At 73.4% G+C, this 19318-nt stretch carries 21 protein-coding genes; 13 read left to right on the forward strand and 8 right to left on the reverse strand.

The genetic code is table 11. From position 1 onward, the window contains the following. Window positions 1–47: 47 nt before the first annotated feature. The 4 genes from ACFPL3_RS00450 (at window position 48) to ACFPL3_RS00465 (ending at window position 4752) form a co-directional block, all read left to right on the forward strand. Window positions 48–824, forward strand: coding sequence for a cytochrome c biogenesis CcdA family protein (locus ACFPL3_RS00450; RefSeq protein ID WP_343946072.1), 777 nt, complete (start codon window positions 48–50; stop codon window positions 822–824). Next, on the forward strand, window positions 825–2444 hold the full coding sequence (resB, locus tag ACFPL3_RS00455) for a cytochrome c biogenesis protein ResB (protein WP_379588336.1): 1620 nt from the start codon (window positions 825–827) through the stop codon (window positions 2442–2444). Beyond that, window positions 2444–3361: a c-type cytochrome biogenesis protein CcsB gene (gene ccsB, locus ACFPL3_RS00460; RefSeq protein WP_343946071.1), complete on the forward strand. Its 918-nt coding sequence runs from the start codon at window positions 2444–2446 to the stop codon at window positions 3359–3361. Before resB ends, ccsB begins: the two co-directional genes overlap by 1 nt. Window positions 3362–3477: 116 nt before the next feature. Then, entirely contained in the window at window positions 3478–4752 is a 1275-nt protein-coding gene (locus tag ACFPL3_RS00465; protein ID WP_379588337.1) for a MinD/ParA family ATP-binding protein, read from the forward strand. A 19-nt stretch (window positions 4753–4771) separates the two neighbouring features. On the opposite strand, the gene ACFPL3_RS00470 is transcribed toward ACFPL3_RS00465, so the two are convergent. After that, on the reverse strand, window positions 4772–4990 hold the full coding sequence (locus tag ACFPL3_RS00470) for a hypothetical protein (RefSeq protein ID WP_343946569.1): 219 nt from the start codon (window positions 4988–4990) through the stop codon (window positions 4772–4774). A gap of 75 nt (window positions 4991–5065) precedes the next feature. Continuing rightward, a complete protein-coding gene (locus tag ACFPL3_RS00475; protein WP_343946574.1) occupies window positions 5066–5284 on the reverse strand; it encodes a BldC family transcriptional regulator in 219 nt (72 codons plus the stop codon). A gap of 161 nt (window positions 5285–5445) precedes the next feature. On the opposite strand from ACFPL3_RS00475, the gene ACFPL3_RS00480 reads away from it, so the two are divergent. After that, window positions 5446–5811, forward strand: a complete 366-nt coding sequence (locus tag ACFPL3_RS00480) for a DUF4229 domain-containing protein (RefSeq protein WP_343946570.1) — start codon at window positions 5446–5448, stop codon at window positions 5809–5811. On the opposite strand, the gene ACFPL3_RS00485 is transcribed toward ACFPL3_RS00480, so the two are convergent. The 5 genes from ACFPL3_RS00485 to ACFPL3_RS00505 all read right to left on the reverse strand — a co-directional run bounded on the left by ACFPL3_RS00485 (window position 5767) and on the right by ACFPL3_RS00505 (window position 11528). Beyond that, window positions 5767–6648, reverse strand: coding sequence for a 1,4-dihydroxy-2-naphthoate polyprenyltransferase (locus tag ACFPL3_RS00485; RefSeq protein WP_343946571.1), 882 nt, complete (start codon window positions 6646–6648; stop codon window positions 5767–5769). The genes ACFPL3_RS00480 and ACFPL3_RS00485 overlap by 45 nt on opposite strands. A gap of 160 nt (window positions 6649–6808) precedes the next feature. Further along, entirely contained in the window at window positions 6809–8005 is a 1197-nt protein-coding gene (locus ACFPL3_RS00490) for a hypothetical protein (RefSeq protein ID WP_343946572.1), read from the reverse strand. A gap of 114 nt (window positions 8006–8119) precedes the next feature. Continuing rightward, window positions 8120–9295 (reverse strand): o-succinylbenzoate--CoA ligase, encoded by a 1176-nt coding sequence (gene menE, locus ACFPL3_RS00495; protein ID WP_379588338.1) that lies wholly within the window; start codon window positions 9293–9295, stop codon window positions 8120–8122. Between the two features lie 16 nt (window positions 9296–9311). Beyond that, window positions 9312–10223, reverse strand: a complete 912-nt coding sequence (locus tag ACFPL3_RS00500; protein ID WP_343937765.1) for a 1,4-dihydroxy-2-naphthoyl-CoA synthase — start codon at window positions 10221–10223, stop codon at window positions 9312–9314. 48 nt (window positions 10224–10271) lie between these two features. Next, window positions 10272–11528, reverse strand: a complete 1257-nt coding sequence (locus tag ACFPL3_RS00505) for a PP2C family protein-serine/threonine phosphatase (protein WP_343937763.1) — start codon at window positions 11526–11528, stop codon at window positions 10272–10274. Between the two features lie 261 nt (window positions 11529–11789). Between ACFPL3_RS00505 and ACFPL3_RS00510 the strand changes: the two genes are divergently transcribed. The 7 genes from ACFPL3_RS00510 to ACFPL3_RS00540 all read left to right on the forward strand — a co-directional run bounded on the left by ACFPL3_RS00510 (window position 11790) and on the right by ACFPL3_RS00540 (window position 17537). Next, on the forward strand, window positions 11790–12560 hold the full coding sequence (locus ACFPL3_RS00510) for an N-acyl homoserine lactonase family protein (protein ID WP_343937761.1): 771 nt from the start codon (window positions 11790–11792) through the stop codon (window positions 12558–12560). After that, window positions 12557–13846 (forward strand): hydroxyacid-oxoacid transhydrogenase, encoded by a 1290-nt coding sequence (locus ACFPL3_RS00515; protein ID WP_343937759.1) that lies wholly within the window; start codon window positions 12557–12559, stop codon window positions 13844–13846. Before ACFPL3_RS00510 ends, ACFPL3_RS00515 begins: the two co-directional genes overlap by 4 nt. Before the next feature lie 6 nt (window positions 13847–13852). Beyond that, on the forward strand, window positions 13853–14314 hold the full coding sequence (locus ACFPL3_RS00520) for an FmdB family zinc ribbon protein (protein WP_343937757.1): 462 nt from the start codon (window positions 13853–13855) through the stop codon (window positions 14312–14314). A gap of 61 nt (window positions 14315–14375) precedes the next feature. Continuing rightward, the gene (locus ACFPL3_RS00525; protein ID WP_379588339.1) at window positions 14376–15236 is read left to right on the forward strand and encodes a patatin-like phospholipase family protein; all 861 of its coding nucleotides are present in this window, start codon (window positions 14376–14378) and stop codon (window positions 15234–15236) included. A 29-nt stretch (window positions 15237–15265) separates the two neighbouring features. After that, window positions 15266–16093 carry an aldo/keto reductase gene (locus ACFPL3_RS00530; protein WP_343937753.1) on the forward strand — a complete coding sequence of 276 codons (828 nt, stop codon included), beginning with the start codon at window positions 15266–15268 and terminating at the stop codon, window positions 16091–16093. A 48-nt stretch (window positions 16094–16141) separates the two neighbouring features. Further along, entirely contained in the window at window positions 16142–16447 is a 306-nt protein-coding gene (locus tag ACFPL3_RS00535; protein WP_343937751.1) for an adhesin, read from the forward strand. A gap of 85 nt (window positions 16448–16532) precedes the next feature. Next, window positions 16533–17537, forward strand: a complete 1005-nt coding sequence (locus ACFPL3_RS00540; protein WP_343937749.1) for an aldo/keto reductase family protein — start codon at window positions 16533–16535, stop codon at window positions 17535–17537. Between the two features lie 36 nt (window positions 17538–17573). Here the strand turns inward: ACFPL3_RS00540 and ACFPL3_RS00545 are convergent, their stop codons facing one another. Next, entirely contained in the window at window positions 17574–18305 is a 732-nt protein-coding gene (locus tag ACFPL3_RS00545; RefSeq protein WP_343937747.1) for an SDR family NAD(P)-dependent oxidoreductase, read from the reverse strand. A gap of 70 nt (window positions 18306–18375) precedes the next feature. Between ACFPL3_RS00545 and ACFPL3_RS00550 the strand changes: the two genes are divergently transcribed. Continuing rightward, window positions 18376–19281 (forward strand): LysR family transcriptional regulator, encoded by a 906-nt coding sequence (locus ACFPL3_RS00550; protein WP_343937745.1) that lies wholly within the window; start codon window positions 18376–18378, stop codon window positions 19279–19281. Window positions 19282–19318: the final 37 nt, after the last annotated feature.

Raw genomic sequence — 19318 nt, forward strand, 5'->3', positions numbered from 1 at the left:
GAACCCGGTGCGCGGGCCCATTAGCACGCGGCCTACCCTCATGGGTGATGGACCCCTCGACGACGCTCGCGGTCTCCGGACCGCTGCTGCTCGCTGCCGCCGTGGCCGTGCTGGCCGGCGCGGTGAGCTTCGCGTCGCCGTGCGTGGTGCCGCTGGTGCCGGGCTACCTCGCCTACCTCGCCGGTCTCGTCGGCGCGGACGCGCCGCCCGCCACGCTCACCGAGGCGGGTGAGCGCCGTTCCGGCCGGTTCCGGGTGGCCGGGGCCGCGACGCTGTTCGTCGCGGGCTTCACGGCCGTGTTCGGCGCGATCCTCACGGGCGTCGTCTGGCTCGCCGACGCGCTCGTGGCCAACGAGGCCGTGCTGCAGCGCGTGGGCGGCGTCGTGATGATCGCGATGGGGCTGGCGTTCGTCGGCCTCGTGCCGGTGCTCCAGCGGGAGAAGCGGGTGCACTGGGTGCCGCGTGCGGGCGTGTGGGGTGCTCCGCTGCTCGGCGCGGTGTTCGGTCTCGGCTGGGTGCCGTGCATCGGGCCCACGCTCGCGGGCGTCGTGGCCGTCGCCGCGGGCACCGGTGGGGGCTCCCTGCGCGGTGTGGTGCTCACCGTGGCCTACTGCGCGGGCCTCGGGCTGCCGTTCGTCCTCATCGCGCTCGGCGCGTCGCGGGCCGTGCGCGCGCTGGGCTGGCTGCGCCGCCACACCCGCGCGATCCAGCTCGCGGGCGGGTCGCTGATGGTGCTGGTCGGGGTCCTGCTCGTCACCGGCGTGTGGGGCGTCCTGCTCGCCCGGCTGCAGGTGTCCGTCGCCGGTTTCGTCCCGGTGCTCTAGATGCCGACGTCCACCGACAGCCCCACCCGCGCGCGCCCGGAGCGCGGCTCGGGGGACCGGCCACCGCCACTCGCGGGGGCGTGGGCGCTGCTGCGCAACACCTGGCGTGGGCTCACCTCCATGCGCACGGCGCTCGTGCTGCTGTTCCTCCTCGCGCTCGCCGCGCTGCCCGGAGCGCTGCTGCCGCAGCGATCGCTCAACCAGCAGCTCGTCGACCAGTACTTCGCCGACTACCCGTGGCTCGCTCCCACGCTCGACCGCCTCGGGTTCTTCGACGTCTTCGCCGCACCCTGGTTCGCCGCGATCTACCTGCTGCTGATGATCTCGCTGATCGGCTGCGTGCTGCCGCGCACCGTCGAGCACGCGGGTGCGATGCGGGCGGCGCCGGTGGTCACCCCGCGCAACCTCGCGCGGATGCCGCACCACGCGAGCGCCACCCTCGACGTCGGCGTCGACGAGGCGGCCGAACGCGTCCGCTCCCTGCTGCGCGGCTGGCGGCGGGCCGAGCGGGAGGACGGGGCCACGCGCACGGTCTCCGCGGAGAAGGGCTACCTGCGCGAGGCGGGCAACCTGCTGTTCCACCTCAGCCTGATCGGGCTGCTCCTCGGGTTCGGCGCCGGAAAGCTCTTCGGCTACGAGGGCCAGGTCATCGTCATGGCGGGCGGTGGCCAGTTCTGCAACACCGGCATCCTCGGCTACGACACGTTCCGGGCCGGGCTGCGCGTCGACGGCACCGACCTCACGCCGTTCTGCGTGCGTCTCGACGACTTCCAGGCCGACTTCCAGCCGAACGGGCAGGCGGAGAGCTTCCGCGGCACGCTCGCCTACCAGAGCGCGGAGGACGTCGAGGCGGGTGTCGAGCAGTGGCGCACCCACCAGCTCGAGGTCAACCACCCCCTGCGGGTCGACGGCAACCGGGTCTACCTGCTCGGCCACGGGTACGCGCCGCGGTTCACGGTCACCTGGCCGGACGGGCAGCAGCGCACCGGCGAGATCCAGTGGCGGCCGGTCGACCAGGCCACCCTGCTGTCCGAGGGCGCGACCAAGTTCGAGCCGCCCGGCGTCACCGACGAGGAGCGGCGGCGCACGTCCCAGCTGGCCGTCACCGGGCTGTTCGCCCCCACGTCCTCCGGCGGCACCGTCGTCACCTCGGTGTTCCCGGCGCTGCTCGCCCCGGAGGTCGCGGTCGACGTGCTGCGCGGCGACCTCGGGCTGGACGACGGCCGCGGCCAGTCGATCTTCCAGGTCGACGAGCGGATGGTCGACTCGGGCGCGCTGGTCCGGGTGGCGCGCGCCAACCTCGTGCCGGGCCAGTCGCTCACCCTCGACGACGGCACCGTGGTCCGCTTCGACGGCGTGCAGAACTGGGCGTACCTGCAGATCAGCCACGACCCCGGCCAGGAGGCCGTGCTGGTCTTCGCCGTGCTCCTGCTGGCGGGCCTCGGGTTGTCGCTGACGATCCGCAGGCGCAGGTTCTGGGCCCGGCTCACCCCGGTCGACGACGGCGCCCGCACCGTCGTCGAGATCGGTGGGCTCGCGCGCACCGATCGCGCGGGCTACGGCGAGGAGTTCGACCGCTTGCGGGCGGATCTGCTGGACGCACCACAGGAGGAGAGTTAGTGCTCGTCGAACTCGCGACCTTCAGCGATCGCCTCTTCGTGGCGGCCGCGGGGGTCTTCGCACTGGCCATGATCCTCCACGCCGTGGAGTTCGCCGCGGCGCGGGCCACCTCGCCCGTGCTGGTGGGCGCGGGCGGGCCGGAGGAGGAGGCACCGGCCGAGGCTCCGGCAAGCGCCCGGCCCGAGCGGTTCGGCCGGATGGCCGTCGCGGTCACCCTGCTCGGCGCCGCCTTGCACCTCGTGTCCCTCGCCACCCGCGGGCTGGCCGCCGAGCGGTGGCCGATGGGCAACATGTACGAGTTCATCTCCGCGATCTGCCTCGCCGCGGTGGTGACGTGGCTGGTGGTGCTGCGCCGCTCGCCCGCGGTGCGCCCCGCCGGCCCGTTCGTGCTGTTCCCCGTGCTCGTGCTGATGGCGCTGGCCGGCTCGGTGCTCTACGTGCCCGCCGGCCCGGTCGTACCCCCGCTGCGCTCGTACTGGATGAGCATCCACGTCAGCACGATCAGCATCTCGTCCGGCCTGCTGGTGGTGGCGGGTGTCGTGAGCCTGCTGTTCCTGCTGCGGCGGTCCGGCCTGCTGCCCGAGGCGGCCGCGAAGCTGCCCGCGGCCGATGCGCTCGACCGGCTCGCCTACCGCGTCACGATCATCGCGTTCCCGCTGTTCACGTTCGCGATCATCACCGGCGCCATCTGGGCCGAGGCGGCCTGGGGCCGGTTCTGGGGCTGGGACCCGAAGGAGACCGTCGCGTTCGTCTCCTGGGTGATCTACGCGGCGTACCTGCACGCGCGGGCCACCGCAGGCTGGCGCACCGGTCGGGCGGCGTGGGTGAACGTCGCCGGCTTCGCTACGATCGTCTTCAACCTCTTCTTCATCAACATGGTCGTCGCCGGTCTGCACTCGTACGCCGGGGTGGGCTGACGCCGAGTGACACGGCTCCACCCGACCGCGACTCGACCCCGGGGAGTCGGCCGACTACCGTCGGCGTCCGTGTGGGGGTTCAACGGTCGACTCAACGCGCTCGGCGGGATGTACTGATGACAGAGCGTCAAACCGGTGACGATCGGGACTACCCGGACGGATCCGTGGGCCGGTACGTCCGTGAACGTTGGGGCGCCACCGGATCGCGGGCCGCATCGGCGCCCGTCGCTCCACCGGAGCCGCCCGCACCCCGCCCCGACCCCGACTCCGACGTGGCGCAGCCGGCCGACACCGGCGCGGGCGACGCCACGATGCCGCAGCAGCTGAGGACCGATCCACCCGCGCCGGAAGCGCCCGCGGCACCGCCGCCCGCAGGCCCCCGCACCCCGCCGCGCGGCACCGCGCGCTGGACCGACCCGGGCGCCGTGGCGGCCCAGGAGGCGCAGCAGGCGCGCAGCAGCCGCGCCGCGCGCCCCGACCTGGCCACCGCACGGGTGCTGGCGCCCACCCGCAGGCCGCCGCAGTCGGGGTGGCGGCGGCTGGTCTACCTGCTGTCCGGCCGGCTGATCAATCCGGGTGAGAGCCCCGCCGACGTCCGCAGGCGCGAGCTCACCGCGCGCGTCAACCGCCCGCTGCTCGGCTGCTACAAGATCGCGATCCTCAGCCTCAAGGGCGGCGTCGGCAAGACCACCGTCACGGCCACGCTCGGCGCCACGTTCGCCTCCCTGCGGGGCGACCGCGTGGTGGCGGTCGACGCCAACCCGGACCGGGGCACGCTGAGCCAGAAGATCCCGCTGGAGACCAGCGCCACCGTGCGCAACCTCCTGCGCGACGCCCAGCGGGTGCGCCGCTACAGCGACGTGCGCGCGTACACGTCACAGGGTCCGTCGCGGCTGGAGGTGCTGGCCAGCGAGCAGGACCCGGCTGTGTCGGAGGCGTTCAGCGAGGACGACTACCGGCGCACCGTCACACTGCTCGAGCACTTCTACAACATCGTGCTCACCGACTGCGGCACCGGGCTCATGCACTCGGCGATGTACGGCGTGCTCGGCCTCGCCGACCAGCTGATCATCGTGTCGTCCGGTTCGATCGACGGGGCGCGCAGCGCCTCGGCCACCATGGACTGGCTCGACGCCCACGGCCACGGCGACCTGGTGAAGAACTCCGTCGCCGTGATCAACTGCGTGCACCGGTCAGCGGGCGGGGTGGACCTCGCGAAGGTGGCCGAGCACTTCGCGGCCCGCTGCCGCACGGTGGCGCGGATCCCGTTCGACGCCCACCTCGAAGAGGGCGCCGAGGTGGATCTCGACCGGCTCGAGCCGGCCACCCGGCTCGCGCTGCTGGAGCTGGCGGCCGAAGTGGCCGACGCCTTCGAGGGGCCACCGGCCTGAGGGCCGGAGGCCGACCGGATCAGGCGCCGGGCGGCTCGTCGCGCCTGCGGACCTTCTCGTCGAGTTGACGCAGGAAGTCGGGATCGTCGTCCGGGCCGCTCACCCGGGGCGTCCGGGACGGCCTCGCGACCAGCCCGCGCCGCTGCGGCTGCGGGAACTCGACGGCACCGGAGTTCATCGCCTTCCACAGCACCAGAGCGATGATCGCGGCGCCGACGAATGCGATGAGGAAAAGCATTGTCGAACCACCTCCGCCGCCGAGGTTAGCCGAGGACGCGCGGTGTGGGCGTGAAGTGCTGTGAGCGGGGCGCGCTCAGGGGCGGGCGGGGGGCAGGGTGGCCTCGCTCGTGAGGTCGGCAAGCATGCTGCGCACCTCGGACTCGCGGAACCGGCGGTGGCCGCCCGGCGTGCGGATCGAGCCGATCCGCCCCGCGGACGCCCAGCGGGTGACCGTCTTGGGGTCGACCCGGAAGAGCGCCGCCACCTCACCGGGGGTGAGCAGACGCTCGTTGTTGCCGGTGTGCGCCGTGATCGACATCCATGACCTCCCAGAAGGCAGTGCTTCCGGGCCATCGTGACACCTCGGACCCCAGGTACTCGAACGGTTGTCCGTAGGTAAAGGGCTCTTCAAGGACGAACCGGACAGGCGTGGCTGCCCGGGACAGTCTCGCGCACCGGTCGTACGCTCGGAGTATGACGACGTCGCCGACACCCACGGACCGGCAGCCGGGGCTGGCCGCCACCGTGGGGCTCTACACGGCCGCGCGCGTCGGGCTGGTGGCTCTCGTCACGGCGCTGCTGCTGGTGGCCGGCGTCCCGTTCCTGATCGCGCTGCTCGTGGCCCTGATCGTGGCGCTGCCGCTGTCGATGGTGCTGTTCCGCGGTCTGCGCGGGCGGCTGGACGCGGCGCTGAACGCCACGCGGGAGCGCAGGGCCCGGGAACGGGAAGCCCTCCGGGCCAAGCTCCGCGGTGACGCTCTGGCCGAGCCGACGGCGGAGGAACCGCTCGTCGCGTCAGACGAACCGGCCGGCCGCGAGGCCGATCGCGGTCAGCAGTGACCAGGCCAGCAGCAGCACTCCGGTCTGGGCCAGCACGCGGATGAGCTTCTTGCCCTCCGCGCCGCCCAGGACGTCCCGGATCGGCAGCACCGCGAACGGCAGGGCCAGCAGCGCCAGCAGCATCGGCCAGCTCCGCAGCGCGGCGCCGATCGACAGCAGGAACGGCAGCAGCATCAGCGCCGCGTAGAGGCGGCGGGTGTCCCGATCGCCCATCCGCACGGCGAGCGTGCGCTTGCCCACCGCGGCGTCGGTGGGGATGTCGCGCAGGTTGTTGGCCACCAGCACGGCGCTCGTGAGCATCCCGACACCGATCGCGGTGACCACGGCGAGCGCCCCCGGCGGGCCGCTCTGCGTCAGCACCGTGCCGAGGACGCCGACGAGGCCGTAGAAGACGAAGACCGCGATCTCCCCGAAGCCCAGGTAGCCGTAGGGGCGGGAGCCGCCGGTGTAGTACCAGGCCGCCACGATGCACAGCACGCCCACGGCGATCAGCCACCACTGCCCGCTGAGCGAGATCAGCGTGAGCCCGGCCACCCCGGCCAACCCGAACGCGAAGAAGGCCGCGGTGCGGACCGTCGCCGGAGCCGCCAGCTGCGACCCCACCAGCCGCAGCGGGCCCACCCGCTCGTCGTCGGTGCCGCGGATGCCGTCGGAGTAGTCGTTGGCGTAGTTCACACCGATCATCAGCGAGACCGCGACGACCAGCGCCAGCAACGCGCGTCCCGGCGCGACGACGCCGTGCCCGATCGCCGCTCCGGTGCCTGCGATGACGGGGGAGAGGGCGGTGGGCAGGGTGCGTGGTCGGGCACCCTCCACCCACTGCGCGATCGTGGCCACCCGTTCACGTTATCGGCCCCGGTAGGGGCATCCGAACGCGCTCCTCGGCTCGCGCGACGCGAGACTCGCCCGCTGAGGTGGGGGACTCGCGCCGGGGGTGGGCGAGTCCCCCGTCTCGGTGGGGCGAGTCTCCCGTCTCAGTGGGCGAGTGCCGCGTCCGTCAGGGCGCGGTGCGGGGGCAGTCGCCGACCTGCGGCGGGTCCGGCACCGCGGCGGCCGCCACGTACTGGCCGGGGCCGACGCGCAGCCAGCCGTCCCGCGCGCACTGCACGGGTACCGACGCCCGGCCCGCCGCGAACCCGACGACCTCGGCCGCCGGGTCCGGGGCGGCGTGGACGTCCGTGGCGTCCCGCACCCGGGCCAGGTGCTCGGCGCCGGTCCACAGGTACTCGACGTCCACCCAGGCGTTGTTCTTCAACCCGAGCGCGTCCCAGAAGAGCCCGTCGGCGAGGTCGATGCCTGCCGGGTTGGCGACCTTGCGGTCGTACTGGTCGCGCCCGCCGTTGTACCCGTCCTGGTGGGCGGCCTGGGCCTGCGGCTTCCCCTGCGGCAGGTCCCGCCACTCCTGGCGCTTCGAGCTCGGGTTCCAGTAGTCGTCGCGGGTGTTCCACGGCCCGACGTCCCAGACGGGGGCGAACGCGCACCGGCCCCGCGCGCACACCCGCACCGAGTAGTCGCTCTTGCCGCGTGGCGACAGGGCTCGGCGGGACGGGAGCGCGACGAAGTGGTCGCGCTCCGCGATCACGTGCCCGTTGGCGGTGCGGCCGCCGACGAGCCCCTCACGGGTGGCGAACACGTGGTAGGAGAGTGCGCTCTCCCGCTCGTCGGACTCGGCACGCCCGGGTGGGGCCGGGACGGCGGTGAGGGTGACCTCGCGCACGGCCGGCCCGTCCGCCGGGTCGCCTGCGAGCACGAGCCGGGCCTGCACCTCGGCGCTCGCCACCGGCAGCGGCACCGCCGGGCCGCTGGGTGCCGGCGCGGCCGGGACCCACTCCGTCCACCCGCCGCCGGGGCGCCGCGCCCGGACGTCGACGGTGGCGGTGGTGCCCGCGGGCACCCGCCCGGTGACGGTGACGGCGACGTGGTCGGTGGCGGCCGGGAGCGTGCGGGCGGGGAAGGTCAGCAGGCCGGTCGGCTGGGCGGTGGCGCCGGTGGGGGCGTCCTCGGTGACGGCGACGAACGCGGTGGCGGGGTCGATCCGGGCCTCGTCCCCGTCGAGCACGACGCCCGCGGACTCGCCGCTGTGCAGGTCAGCGGTCCAGGACGTCGCGGGCGGGTCGGGTTCGGCGGCGGCGGTGGGGGCGAGCGCGAGGCTGCTCGCGAGGCCGAGCAGCGCGGTGGCGACGCCCCACTTCATGTCTCGCCCCCTGGTGCTCGTGTGACGGGTGTGTCCCACGTGGCAGGAGACCGAATCCGATCGGCGGTCGTCAATCAACCCAGCGTGACGAGCCCGAAGGGGTGTAGGCGGAGGTCACCCGTTCCGGGGGTGTGGCGAGCCACCGGTTCGGGCACCGCCGGTGTCGGCGGTGAGCAGCGCGGCCGTGGCCGCCCGATCGGGCTTGCCGATGCCCCGCAGCGGGATCGCCGGGACGGCGCGCAGCACCCGGGGCACCGCGGCCCGGCCGAGCTCGGCGCGCACCGCGTCCCGCAGCCGCTCGGCGCGCGCCAGGTCCAGCGGACCGTCGGCCACCACGGCCGCCGCGACGAGCTGCCCCCACTCGGCGTCGGGCAGCCCGACGACGCAGGCGGCGGTCACCCCGTCCTGCGCCACGAGGACCCGCTCGACGGCGGCCGGGGCCACGTTCTCGCCGCCCGTGAGGATGACGTCATCGGCACGCCCGAGCACCTCCAGGCGCCCATCGCGCCAGCGGCCGAGGTCGCCCGTGCGGAACCACCCGCCGCCGAACGCGGCCGCGGTGAGCGCGGGATCACCGAGGTAGCCGGTGGCGAGGGTGGGGCCGCCGAGCCGGATTCGCCCGTCGGTCTCCAGGTCGACCTGCACGCCGTCGAGCGGGACGCCGTCGTAGACGCAGCCGCCCGCGGTCTCGCTCATCCCGTAGGTCGTGACGACCGGCACGCCCGCGGCGAGGGCCCGCTCGCGCAGCCGCGGCGCGAGGGCCGCCCCGCCGACGAGCACGGCGGAGTAGCCGCGGAGCGCGTCGAGGGCGGCGCCACCGGCGTCGAGGAGCCTGCCCAGCTGGGTGGGCACGAGGCTCGTGCAGCGGCGGCCCGCGCCGAGCTCGCGCGTGGCGGCGGCGAACGCGTCCGGGCGGAAGCCGCCGCGCAGGTCCTGCACCACGGGCGGGGCACCCGCGAGCAGGGCGCGGACCACCACCTGTACGCCGGCCACGTGCTGGGCGGGCAGCGCGAGCAGCCACCGTGCGGTGCCGCCGAGCCGTGTGGCCGTGGCTTGCGCGGACGCCCGCAGCGCGGCCGCGGAGAGCACGACGTGCTTGGCGGCGCCCGTCGACCCGGAGGTCGCGATCACGACCGCGGCCCCCTCGCCCGGCTCGCCCGCGGCGGCGGCGTCCCCCGGCGCGACGGGCAGCACCGCGGGGCCCCCGTCGAGCGCGGCGCGCAGGGCGTCGGCGAGTGCGCGGACGGCGCCCGGCGAACCGTCGACGGGCACGGCCCGCAGCCCGCTCATCGCGCCGTTCCCCGCGTCAGTAGTGCCACGGGTAGGCGGACCAGTCCGGGTCCCGCTTCTGCAGGAACGCGTCCCGGCCCTCGACGGCCTCGTCGGTCATGTAGGCCAGCCGGGTGGCCTCACCCGCGAACAGCTGCTGGCCGACCAGTCCGTCGTCGATCAGGTTGAACGCGTACTTCAGCATCCGCTGCGCCGTGGGCGACTTGCCGTTGACCTCCCGCGCCCACTCCAGCGCCACCTTCTCCAGGTCGGCGTGCGGCACCACGGCGTTGACCATGCCCATGCGGTGGGCCTCCTCCGCGGTGTACGCGCGGCCGAGGAAGAAGATCTCGCGGGCGAACTTCTGGCCCACCTGCCGCGCGAGGTAGGCCGAGCCGAAGCCGCCGTCGAAGGAGCCGACGTCGGCGTCGGTCTGCTTGAACCGGGCGTGCTCGGCGCTCGCGAGCGTCATGTCGCAGGTGACGTGCAGCGAGTGCCCGCCGCCCGCCGCCCAGCCGGGCACGACCGCGATCACGATCTTCGGCATGAACCGGATGAGCCGCTGGCACTCGAGGATGTGCAGCCGCCCGGCCCGGGCCGGGTCGACCGTCTCGGCGGTCTCGCCGGAGGCGTACTGGTAGCCGGTGCGCCCGCGGATCCGCTGGTCGCCGCCCGAGCAGAACGCCCACCCGCCGTCGCGTGAGGACGGCCCGTTGCCGGTGAGCAGCACGCACCCGACGTCGGGGGTCTGCCGCGCGTGGTCGAGGGCCCGGTAGAGCTCGTCGACGGTGCCGGGGCGGAACGCGTTGCGGACGTCGGGGCGGTCGAACGCGATCCGCACGGCTCCGGTGTCCACGGCCCGGTGGTAGGTGATGTCGGCGAAGTCGAAGCCCTCGACCGGGCGCCACGCGGAGGGGTCGAACAGCTCGGACGGCGAGGCGGGATCCACGACGCCAACCCTATGCCGACGCCGGACGTGGACCTCGCGGCCGCCGGTTCACCGGGCGACGCGCGGGACCAACCGGGCGGCGGCGCCGCCCGACCACTCGACGAGCACGAGCGTGGCGTCGTCGCGCAGCTTGCCCCCGCGGTGCTCGCGCACGGCGAGGGTGAGCCTGCGCAGGGTCTCCGGGGCGGGCAGGCGGTCGGCCGCCGCGCGCTCGGTGTACTCGACGAGGCGCTTGATGCCGAACTCGGCGCCCGTCGCGTCCCGCGCCTCCACCACGCCGTCGCTGTGCAGGAGCAGCAGGTCCCCGGGTTCCAGGTACTCCTCGGCCGGGTCGTTGACCTGCGGGGCGAGCGTCGCGATCCGCCCGAAGGGCGTGCGGCGGGAGCCGCTGAGCGTCCGCACCGCCCGCCCGCTGCGGACCAGCACCGGAGCCGGGTGCCCGGCCACGAGGTAGCTCAGGCGGCCGGTGGCGAGGTCGAGGCGGGCCAGCACGCCGGTGACGAAGCGGAAGTCGGGGAACTGCTCGATGAGCGCGGAGTCGATGCGCTCGGCGAGCGCGGCGAGGCCGAGGCCCTCGCGCCTGCCGGTGCGCGCGGCGGCCAGGGCGACGGAGGTGGTGAGACCCGCGGTGAGGTCGTGCCCGGACGCGTCGAAGATCGCGAAGTACGCGTCGGTGGCCCCGATCGCGTAGTCGAAGGCGTCGCCGCTGACCGCGTAGGCCGGTTCGAGGACGGCGGCGATCGCCAGCGACTCGTTGCCGACGGTGAGCGGCGGGAGCAGCTGCCAGAGCAGCTCGCCCGCCACCGACATCGGCTTGGTGCGCCGGGCCGTCATGAGGTGGTCGCTCTGGCGCAGCTTGGACGCGAGCACGTGGGCCAGCGTCCCGCAGATGATCGTGCACCACTCGCCGAGCCGCGGGTCGGCGGCCGCGGGTGAGCCGGGCGGGACGAGCACCCGCATCAGCCCGAACCGCTCCACGCCGTCGACCAGCGGCACCCAGAGCACGCGGCGGTCGTCCTCGCGGCCCTCCAGCACCGATCCCAGCTGGTAGGCCCGGCCGGGCAGGGTGCCGTCCACCCGCACCGGCTGGGCGCCGGTGGAGCGCAGCGGGCGCAGCACGACCTGCTCGTGGTCCACCAGGTAGACGTCCGGGCGCAGCTGCAGCGGTGCCAGCACCTCGTCGAGCGTGCCCGCGATGCGGTCGCCGGTGAGCAGGTTGGACCGGTCGAGCAGCTCGAGCAGAGCCTCGTGCCAGGGTTCGCCCGAGTCGCTCCCGGGTGGTGACCCCGGCAGGTGTGCCTCCATCCGTGCCCCCTCGGTGCTCGCTCGGGGACCCCCGTGCGGGGCGAGCGCGAGGAGCCGGTCCGGTCAGGCCGCAGCGTAAGGGGTGCGCCGGGCCCGATCCAGGGGATCCGGCACCCCGGCGGGTCCACCTGATCCATCGATCAGTGCCTCCGGATTGACGCGTGACACCCCGGGTGCAACTGTCGGGAAATCCTGTCCCTCGGCGTCGAGAGGATCATGATGGCGACCGCGAACAAGGTGACCGTGATCCCCTGTGGAGCGATGACCGCCGACCTGACCTGGCTGTTGCTCAAGCCGGGCCGGTCGATCACCGATCGCCACCACCGGGACGCACCCCCGCCGTGGGTCGACGTGCCCAGCCACTGCGTGCTCGTCGAGACCGACGAGGGCAAGCTGCTGTGGGACACCAGCTGCCCGCGGGACTGGGAGGAGCGGTGGGGCCCCACCGGCCTGCAGGACTTCTTCCCCTACGACAACGTGAGCGAGGAGGAGTACCTCGACTCCCGCTTGAACCAGCTGGGCGTGGGCCTCGACGAGATCGACTACGTCGTGCTGTCGCACCTGCACTTCGACCACGCCGGCAACGCCCAGATGTTCAAGAACACCCCCGCGAAGCTCGTGTGCAACCAGCGGGAGAAGGACTTCGCGTTCGGGTTCGACGGACTGTTCACCGGCGCGCACCTCAAGACCGACTACGAGGGCCTCGAGTTCCAGACCGTCAGCGGTGACACCGAATTCCTGCCCGGCGTCACACTGATCGAGACACCGGGCCACACCGTCGGCACCATGTCGATGCAGGTCGACCTGCCCGACACCGGCACGATGATCTTCACGTCGGACGCCGTGTACATGGGCGAGAGCTACGGGCCGCCCGCCACGCCGGCCGCGATCGTCAACAACCTCGAAGACTTCTACGCGTCGGTGGAGAAGCTGCGCGGGATCCAGGAACGGACCGGAGCCCAGATGGTCTTCGGCCACGACGCCGAACAGATCCACCAGCTGCGCACGGCACCGGAGGGCTCGTACACATGACGGCAGCGGACCTGTCCGAGGAGACGATCTTCACCTGGGGGGCGCCGCCCCTGAAGTTCGGCGCGGGCGCGTCGGACGAGGTCGGCTTCGAGATGTCGGGTTACGGGGTGCGGCGCGTCCTGATCATCACCGACCACGGGATCAACGGCCTCGGCATCCCGCAGCGGATCGCCGACAACCTGCGCCGCTACGACATCGAGTCGGAGATCTTCGACGGCGTGCACGTCGAGCCCACCGACGACTCGATGAACAAGGCCACCGAGTACGCCCGCGTGCAGGGCCCGTGGGACGGCTTCGTCGCGGTCGGGGGCGGGTCGGCCATCGACACCGCCAAGGCCATCAACCTGCTCACCACCCACCCCGGTGAGCTGATGGACTACGTCAACAAGCCGATCGGGGCCGCGAAGACGCCACCGGGGCAGCTCAAGCCGCTCATCGCGATCCCCACCACCGCGGGCACCGGCTCCGAGTCCACGGCCATGTGCGTGCTGGACATCCTGTCCATGAAGGTCAAGACCGGGATCAGCCACTGGCGGCTGCGGCCCACCCTGGCCGTGATCGACCCGCTGCTCACGATGACCCTGCCGCCCGAGGTCACCGCGGCGTCCGGGATGGACATCGTCTGCCACGCGCTGGAGTCCTACACCGCGCGCTGGTACACCACGTTCGACCGCAAGAAGCCCGAGGAGCGGGTGACGTACTGCGGCTCGAACCCGGTGTCCGACCTGTGGTGCGAGAAGTCCCTCGCGCTGCTCGCGCAGTCGTTCCGCGACGCGGTGCACCGGGGCGCCGACGACGTCGAGGCGCGGTCGAACATGATGATGGCGGCCACGTTCGCCGGGATGGGCTTCGGCAACTCCGGCGTGCACATCCCGCACGCCAACGCCTACCCGATCGCCGGGATGGTGAAGGACTACCGGCCCGCGGGCTACCCGCAGGAGGAGCCGATGGTGCCGCACGGCCAGTCCGTGTCGCTCACGGCGCCCGAGGCGTTCCGGTTCTCCTTCGAGAGCGCCCCGGAACGGCACCTGCGGGCCGCCGAGATGCTGGACCCCCGCGCGGACAAGGTCAACCACCCGCGCGAGCAGCTCCCGTCCGTGCTGATCTCCCTCATGCGCGACATCGGGATCCCCAACGGGATCGGTGGCGTCGGCTACACGGAGGCGGACGTGCCCGACCTCGTGCCCGGCACGATGAAGCAGCAGCGTCTGCTCGCCACCTGCCCGAAGACGCCCACGGAGGACGACATCGCCGACATCCTCACCAAATCCGTCGAGAACTGGTGAGACGCCGTGCCGATCTACGTCTACCGGTGCGACTGCGGCGAACGCTTCGAACGGCTCGTCGGGCTCGACGCGCCGGCCCCGGGATGCCCGGCCTGCGGCGGCACCCCGCAGAAGATCCCCGCAGGCCCGAGCCTGCTCGGCCAGGCAGGCACGGGCCTCGCGAAGGAGCAGATGCCCCAGACGTGGCGTGGCACCTACAACGGCGACCGCGAGTACGTCACCGGCCTGCGTCGGCAGTGGGACAAGCGGCAGCGGCTGGAGGCGAAGCACCCGGAGCTGGCCGGTGACCAGCGGCCGATCATCGCGCACGAGGGCCGGTTCCACGGCGCGCCACTGAGGGCGGGCGACCCGGTGCCCGGCCACGGCCACGGGCATGGGCACGGGCATGGGCATGGGCACGATTCGCCGACCCCGAAGCCGCCCGCTGCGAAGCCCCCCGCCGACGGTTCAGGAACGCCACGTTCCTGAACCTGGAGGACAGGAACGTGGCGTTCCTGAACCTCGGGGACCGCACCATAGGGTTCCGCCCATGCGGAGAGCGCTCGTGCTGGGCGGCGGCGGGATCACCGGGGTCGCGTGGGAGCTCGGGATGCTGTGCGGCCTGCGCGAACGCGGCATCGACCTTGCAGGCGCCGACCTGATCGTCGGCACCTCGGCGGGGGCGATCGTGGGCACCCAGCTCGCCACCGGCGTTGATCCCGAGGAGCGCTACGCCGCCCAGGTCGTGCCGCCGGACGGTGAGGTCGCCGCCGCGCTCGGCGCCGGCACGGTGGCGCGGCTCGCCCTCGCCGCGCTGGCCGGCGGCCGGGATCCGCAGCGGGTGCGGGCACGCATCGGGCGGTTCGCCCTGCGCGCCCGGACCGGCCCCGCGTCGGAGCGGATCGAGGTGATCGGACGGCGGCTCCCGGTGCACGAGTGGCCGCAGCGCGACCTGCGGATCACCGCCGTGGACGCGCACAGCGGCGAGTTCGTCGTGCTCGACCGGCACTCGGGTGCGCCACTGGTGGAGGCGGTGGCGGCGAGCTGCGCCGTGCCCGGCGTCTGGGCGCCCGTCAGCACGGGCGGGCGGTTGCTCGTCGACGGTGGCCTGCGCTCGCACACCAACGCCGACCTCGCAGCCGGGTACGACCGGGTCGTGGTGCTGGCGCCGACCGTGCGCGCGATCGGTCCGATGATCGGGGTCGCGCCGCAGGTGACGGCGCTGCGGGCCGAGGGAGCGCGGGTGGCGCTCGTGAGCCCCGACGCCGCGGCGGTGGCGGCGATCGGGCGCAACGTGCTCGATCCGGCCCGCCGCGCGGCCGCCGCGCGCGCCGGGCGGGCCCAGGCCGCGAACGCGGCCGCCGAGGTGGCCGGCGCGTGGCAACGGGTGGGTGATGGGGATCGCCGGTAGGCGCGCCCCGGTGGGGGTAAACAGAAGTCATGTCGCAGGTACCCAACATCCGCCTCAACAACGGCGTTCAGATCCCGCAGTTCGGGTTCGGCGTCTTCCAGATCGAGCCGGCGAGGACGGCGGAGGCCGTGCGCACGGCTCTCGACGCCGGATACCGGCACATCGACACGGCACAGGGGTACGGCAACGAGGAGGGGGTCGGGCAGGCGGTCCGTGAGTCCGGGATCCCGCGTGACGAGATCTTCGTGACCACCAAGCTCGACAACAACCGCCACGGCTACGACGAGGCCATCGCCGCGCTCGACGAGAGCCTGCGGAAGCTGGGCCTCGACCACGTCGACCTCTACCTGATCCATTGGCCGCGGCCGCACGCCGACCGCTACGTCGAGACGTGGCGGGCGTTCGAGAAGATCCTCTCGGACGGCAAGGCCCGCTCGATCGGCGTCTCCAACTTCCAGGTGCCGCACCTCGAGCGGCTCGCCGCCGAGACCGACACGGTGCCGGCCGTCAACCAGATCGAGCTGCACCCGTGGCTCGCCCAGCGCGAGCTGAAGGCCTACCACCGCGAGCACGGCATCGCGACCGAGGCGTGGAGCCCCATCGGCAAGGGCGGCGACCTGCTGCGGGACGAGCGGATCGTCGCGCTCGGGGAGAAGTACGGCAAGAGCCCCGCCCAGGTGGTGCTGCGCTGGCACATCCAGCAGGACAACATCGTGTTCCCGAAGTCGGTCACGCCCTCGCGGATCCGCGAGAACATCGACGTGTTCGACTTCGAGCTCAGCGCCGACGACGTCGCCACGATCGACGAGCTGGACTCCGGCACCCGCCTCGGCCCGGACCCCGACACGTTCGGCTGACCCGCCCCACACTGCGGGCCCGGCATTGCACGCCTACCCTGGCGCGGCATGTTGGCAATCACCGATACGGCGGCCGAAGCCATCAAGACCCTGACCACCGACGCTCAGCTGCCGGACGGGGGCGGGCTGCGCATCTCGGCCCCCGACCCCGAGCAGGGCCTGGAGCTCTCGCTCGCCGGGCAGCCGAACACGGACGACGTCGTCCTCGCAGGCGACGGAGTGAGCGTGTTCCTCGAGCCGGTGGTCGCCCAAGTGCTCGACGACAAGGTGCTGGACGTGCAGCCGGTTGCCGGCCCCGACGGGGGCCAGGAGCTGCGCTTCGCGATCGGCGTGCAGGACCAGCCGGAGGCCTGACCACACCCGACCCGACGGCGGGCGGCCCGATGCGGGCCGCCCGCCGTCGTACGTCCGCAACTCATCAGACAGGTAGTGTTCGGTTGTGGAACACCGCTACCTCGGCCGTTCAGGCCTGAAGGTCTCCGAGATCACCTACGGCAACTGGCTCACCCACGGCTCCCAGGTCGAGAACGACGCAGCGGCCGCCTGCGTGCGCGCCGCCCTCGACGCCGGGATCAGCACGTTCGACACGGCTGACGCGTACGCAGGCGGCGCCGCCGAGACGGTTCTCGGCGAGGCGCTGAAGGGCGAGCGCCGGGCCTCGCTGGAGATCCTCACCAAGGTCTACTGGCCCACCGGGCCGAAGGGACCCAACGATTCGGGCCTGTCGCGCAAGCACATCATGGAGTCGATCGAGGGCAGCCTGCGGCGCCTGCAGACCGACTACGTCGACCTCTACCAGGCCCACCGCTTCGACCACGAGACGCCGCTCGAGGAGACGATCCAGGCGTTCGCCGACGTCGTCCGGTCCGGCAAGGCGCTCTACATCGGCGTGAGCGAGTGGACCGCCCAGCAGCTGCGGGACGGCCAGGCGCTCGCCAAGGAGCTCGGCTTCTCGCTCGTGTCCAACCAGCCGCAGTACTCGATGCTCTGGCGGGTGATCGAGGCCGAGGTCGTTCCCGCCTCCGAGGAGCTGGGCATCAGCCAGATCGTCTTCTCGCCGATCGCGCAGGGCGCCCTCACCGGGAAGTACCGGCCGGGCGCCGCGCCGCCCGCGGGATCCCGCGCCACCGACGAGAAGGGTGGGGCGACCATGATCCAGCGCTGGATGGACGACGAGACGCTCACCCGCATCCAGGCGCTCGCGCCGATCGCGTCCGACCTGGGCCTCTCGATGGCCCAGCTCGCCGTGGCCTGGGTGCTGCAGAACGCCAACGTCGCGTCCGCGATCATCGGTGCGAGCCGCCCCGAGCAGGTCACGGACAACGTCAAGGCCAGCGGCGTGCGCCTGGAGCCCGACGTCCTGAAGCGCATCGACGAGGCCCTGGGCGACCGCGTGGAGACCGACCCGGCGAAGACGCAGTCGCCCTCGACGCGCCCCAGCTGAGGCCCCGCGCACCCTGGCATCGGGGGGCGGGTCGGCTCACCACGGGACAGGCCCGGACTCCGCGAGGTAGGCGCCGGTCGGCCCGTCGCCGGGCAGGGTGGCCAGCTGTACGGCGATCGCGGCTCCGTCGGCGGCCGTGCGCGTGACGCCGGGGATGCCGGCGGTGAAGTCGGTGACGCAGGGGCCGGGGTCGGCGGCGTTGACCAGGATCCCCTCCGGCCGCAGCTGCTTCGCGTATTGCACGGTGATCTGGTTGAGGGCGCTCTTCGACGGTGAGTAGCCCAGCCAGCCGGGCATACGGGCGAAGTAGTGGGCGGGGTCGCTCATCCGGGCCAGCGACCCGACGCTCGAGGACATGTTGACGATCCGCGCCGCGGTCGACCGGCGCAGCAGCGGGAGGAACGCCTCGATCACGGCGATCACCCCGAAGACGTTCGTCTCGAACACCGCCCGGACCACATCGATATCGGTGCCGCCGGGTACCTGTGCAGCCTGGCTCCCGGAGATGCCGGCGTTGTTGACGAGCACGTCGAGGCGGCCGAACCGGCGCTCGACCTCCACCGCGGCGGCGGTCACGCTCGCCGGGTCGGTGACGTCGAGGGCGAGCGGATGGACGTCGCCGCCGGCGGCCTGCAGCGCCGACACGGCCTCCTCGCGTCGGCCGGCGTCGCGGGCAGCGAGCAGGACGGTGGCGTCGAGCGTGGCGAGGCGAGCGGCGATCTCCCGGCCGATCCCCTTGTTGGCGCCGGTGACGAGGGCGATGGTCATGGGACCAGAACATCAGCGGAGCCCGCGCGAAGGGAAAGACCGGTTCGTCGCTGATCGATACCCTCGCGGTATGGGTGAGCTGGAGACCCGCGAGTTGCGGTACTTCGTGACCGTCGCGGAGGAGCTGCACTTCGGCCGGGCGGCCGAGCGGCTCGGCATCGCGCAGCCCCCGCTGTCGCGGGCCGTCCAGCGGCTGGAGCGGCGGCTGGGAGTGTCGCTGCTGGTCCGCACGAGCCGCCGGGTCGAGCTCACCGCTGCGGGCGAGGTGCTGCTCGCGGAGGGGCGCGCGGTGCTGGAGCGCGTCACGGCCGCGGAGCGGCGCACGCGGCGGGCCGGGCAGCGCGGCCTGGTCGTGGTGGTCAAGCCCAGCGGGGACGGCGGCCTCCTGCCGGACGTGCTGGCCGCCTACGAAGAAGACCCGGACGCAGCGCTCGCGGAGATGCTGATGTGCGGTATGGGGGAGCAGGCCGGGCTGCTGCGCGCCGGGCGCGGCGACGTCGCCCTGCTGCACGTGACGGAGCGGACCGATCGGACCGGCCTCGACAGCCACGAGCTCCTCGTCGAACGGCAGGTCGCGGTGCTGCCCGTCGGCCACCCCCTTGCCGCGCGGGCCGCGCTGCGGCTGGCCGACCTCGCGGGCGAGCAGGTCGTCGGCGGGGGCGGGGAGCTGCCGGTTCGCGACAGCGGGCAGCTGGTGCAGCTGGTCGCGCTGGGGCGCGTGGTGGCCGTGCTGCCCGAGTCGATCCGGAGCCGGCTGGGTCAGGACCTGGCCGCGGTGCCACTGTGCGACGCGCCGACCGTCGCGCTGCACGTGGCGTGGCCGGAGGGGAGCACGTCACGTGCGGCGGCCGCGTTCGTCCGGGCCGCGGTGAACGTCGCCGACCGTCACGCCGTGGCGAACGCCCGCGGTGAGGCCCTCTCCCCCGGAGGCGCCGAACGCCAGCATGGTGGCTTTACTGGCACATTGCGCCAGTAAAGCCACCTTGCTGGCACAAGGGGGTGGGGTGGCGGGG

The organism is Pseudonocardia zijingensis (assembly GCF_042657305.1).
Lineage (GTDB): Bacteria > Actinomycetota > Actinomycetes > Mycobacteriales > Pseudonocardiaceae > Pseudonocardia > Pseudonocardia zijingensis.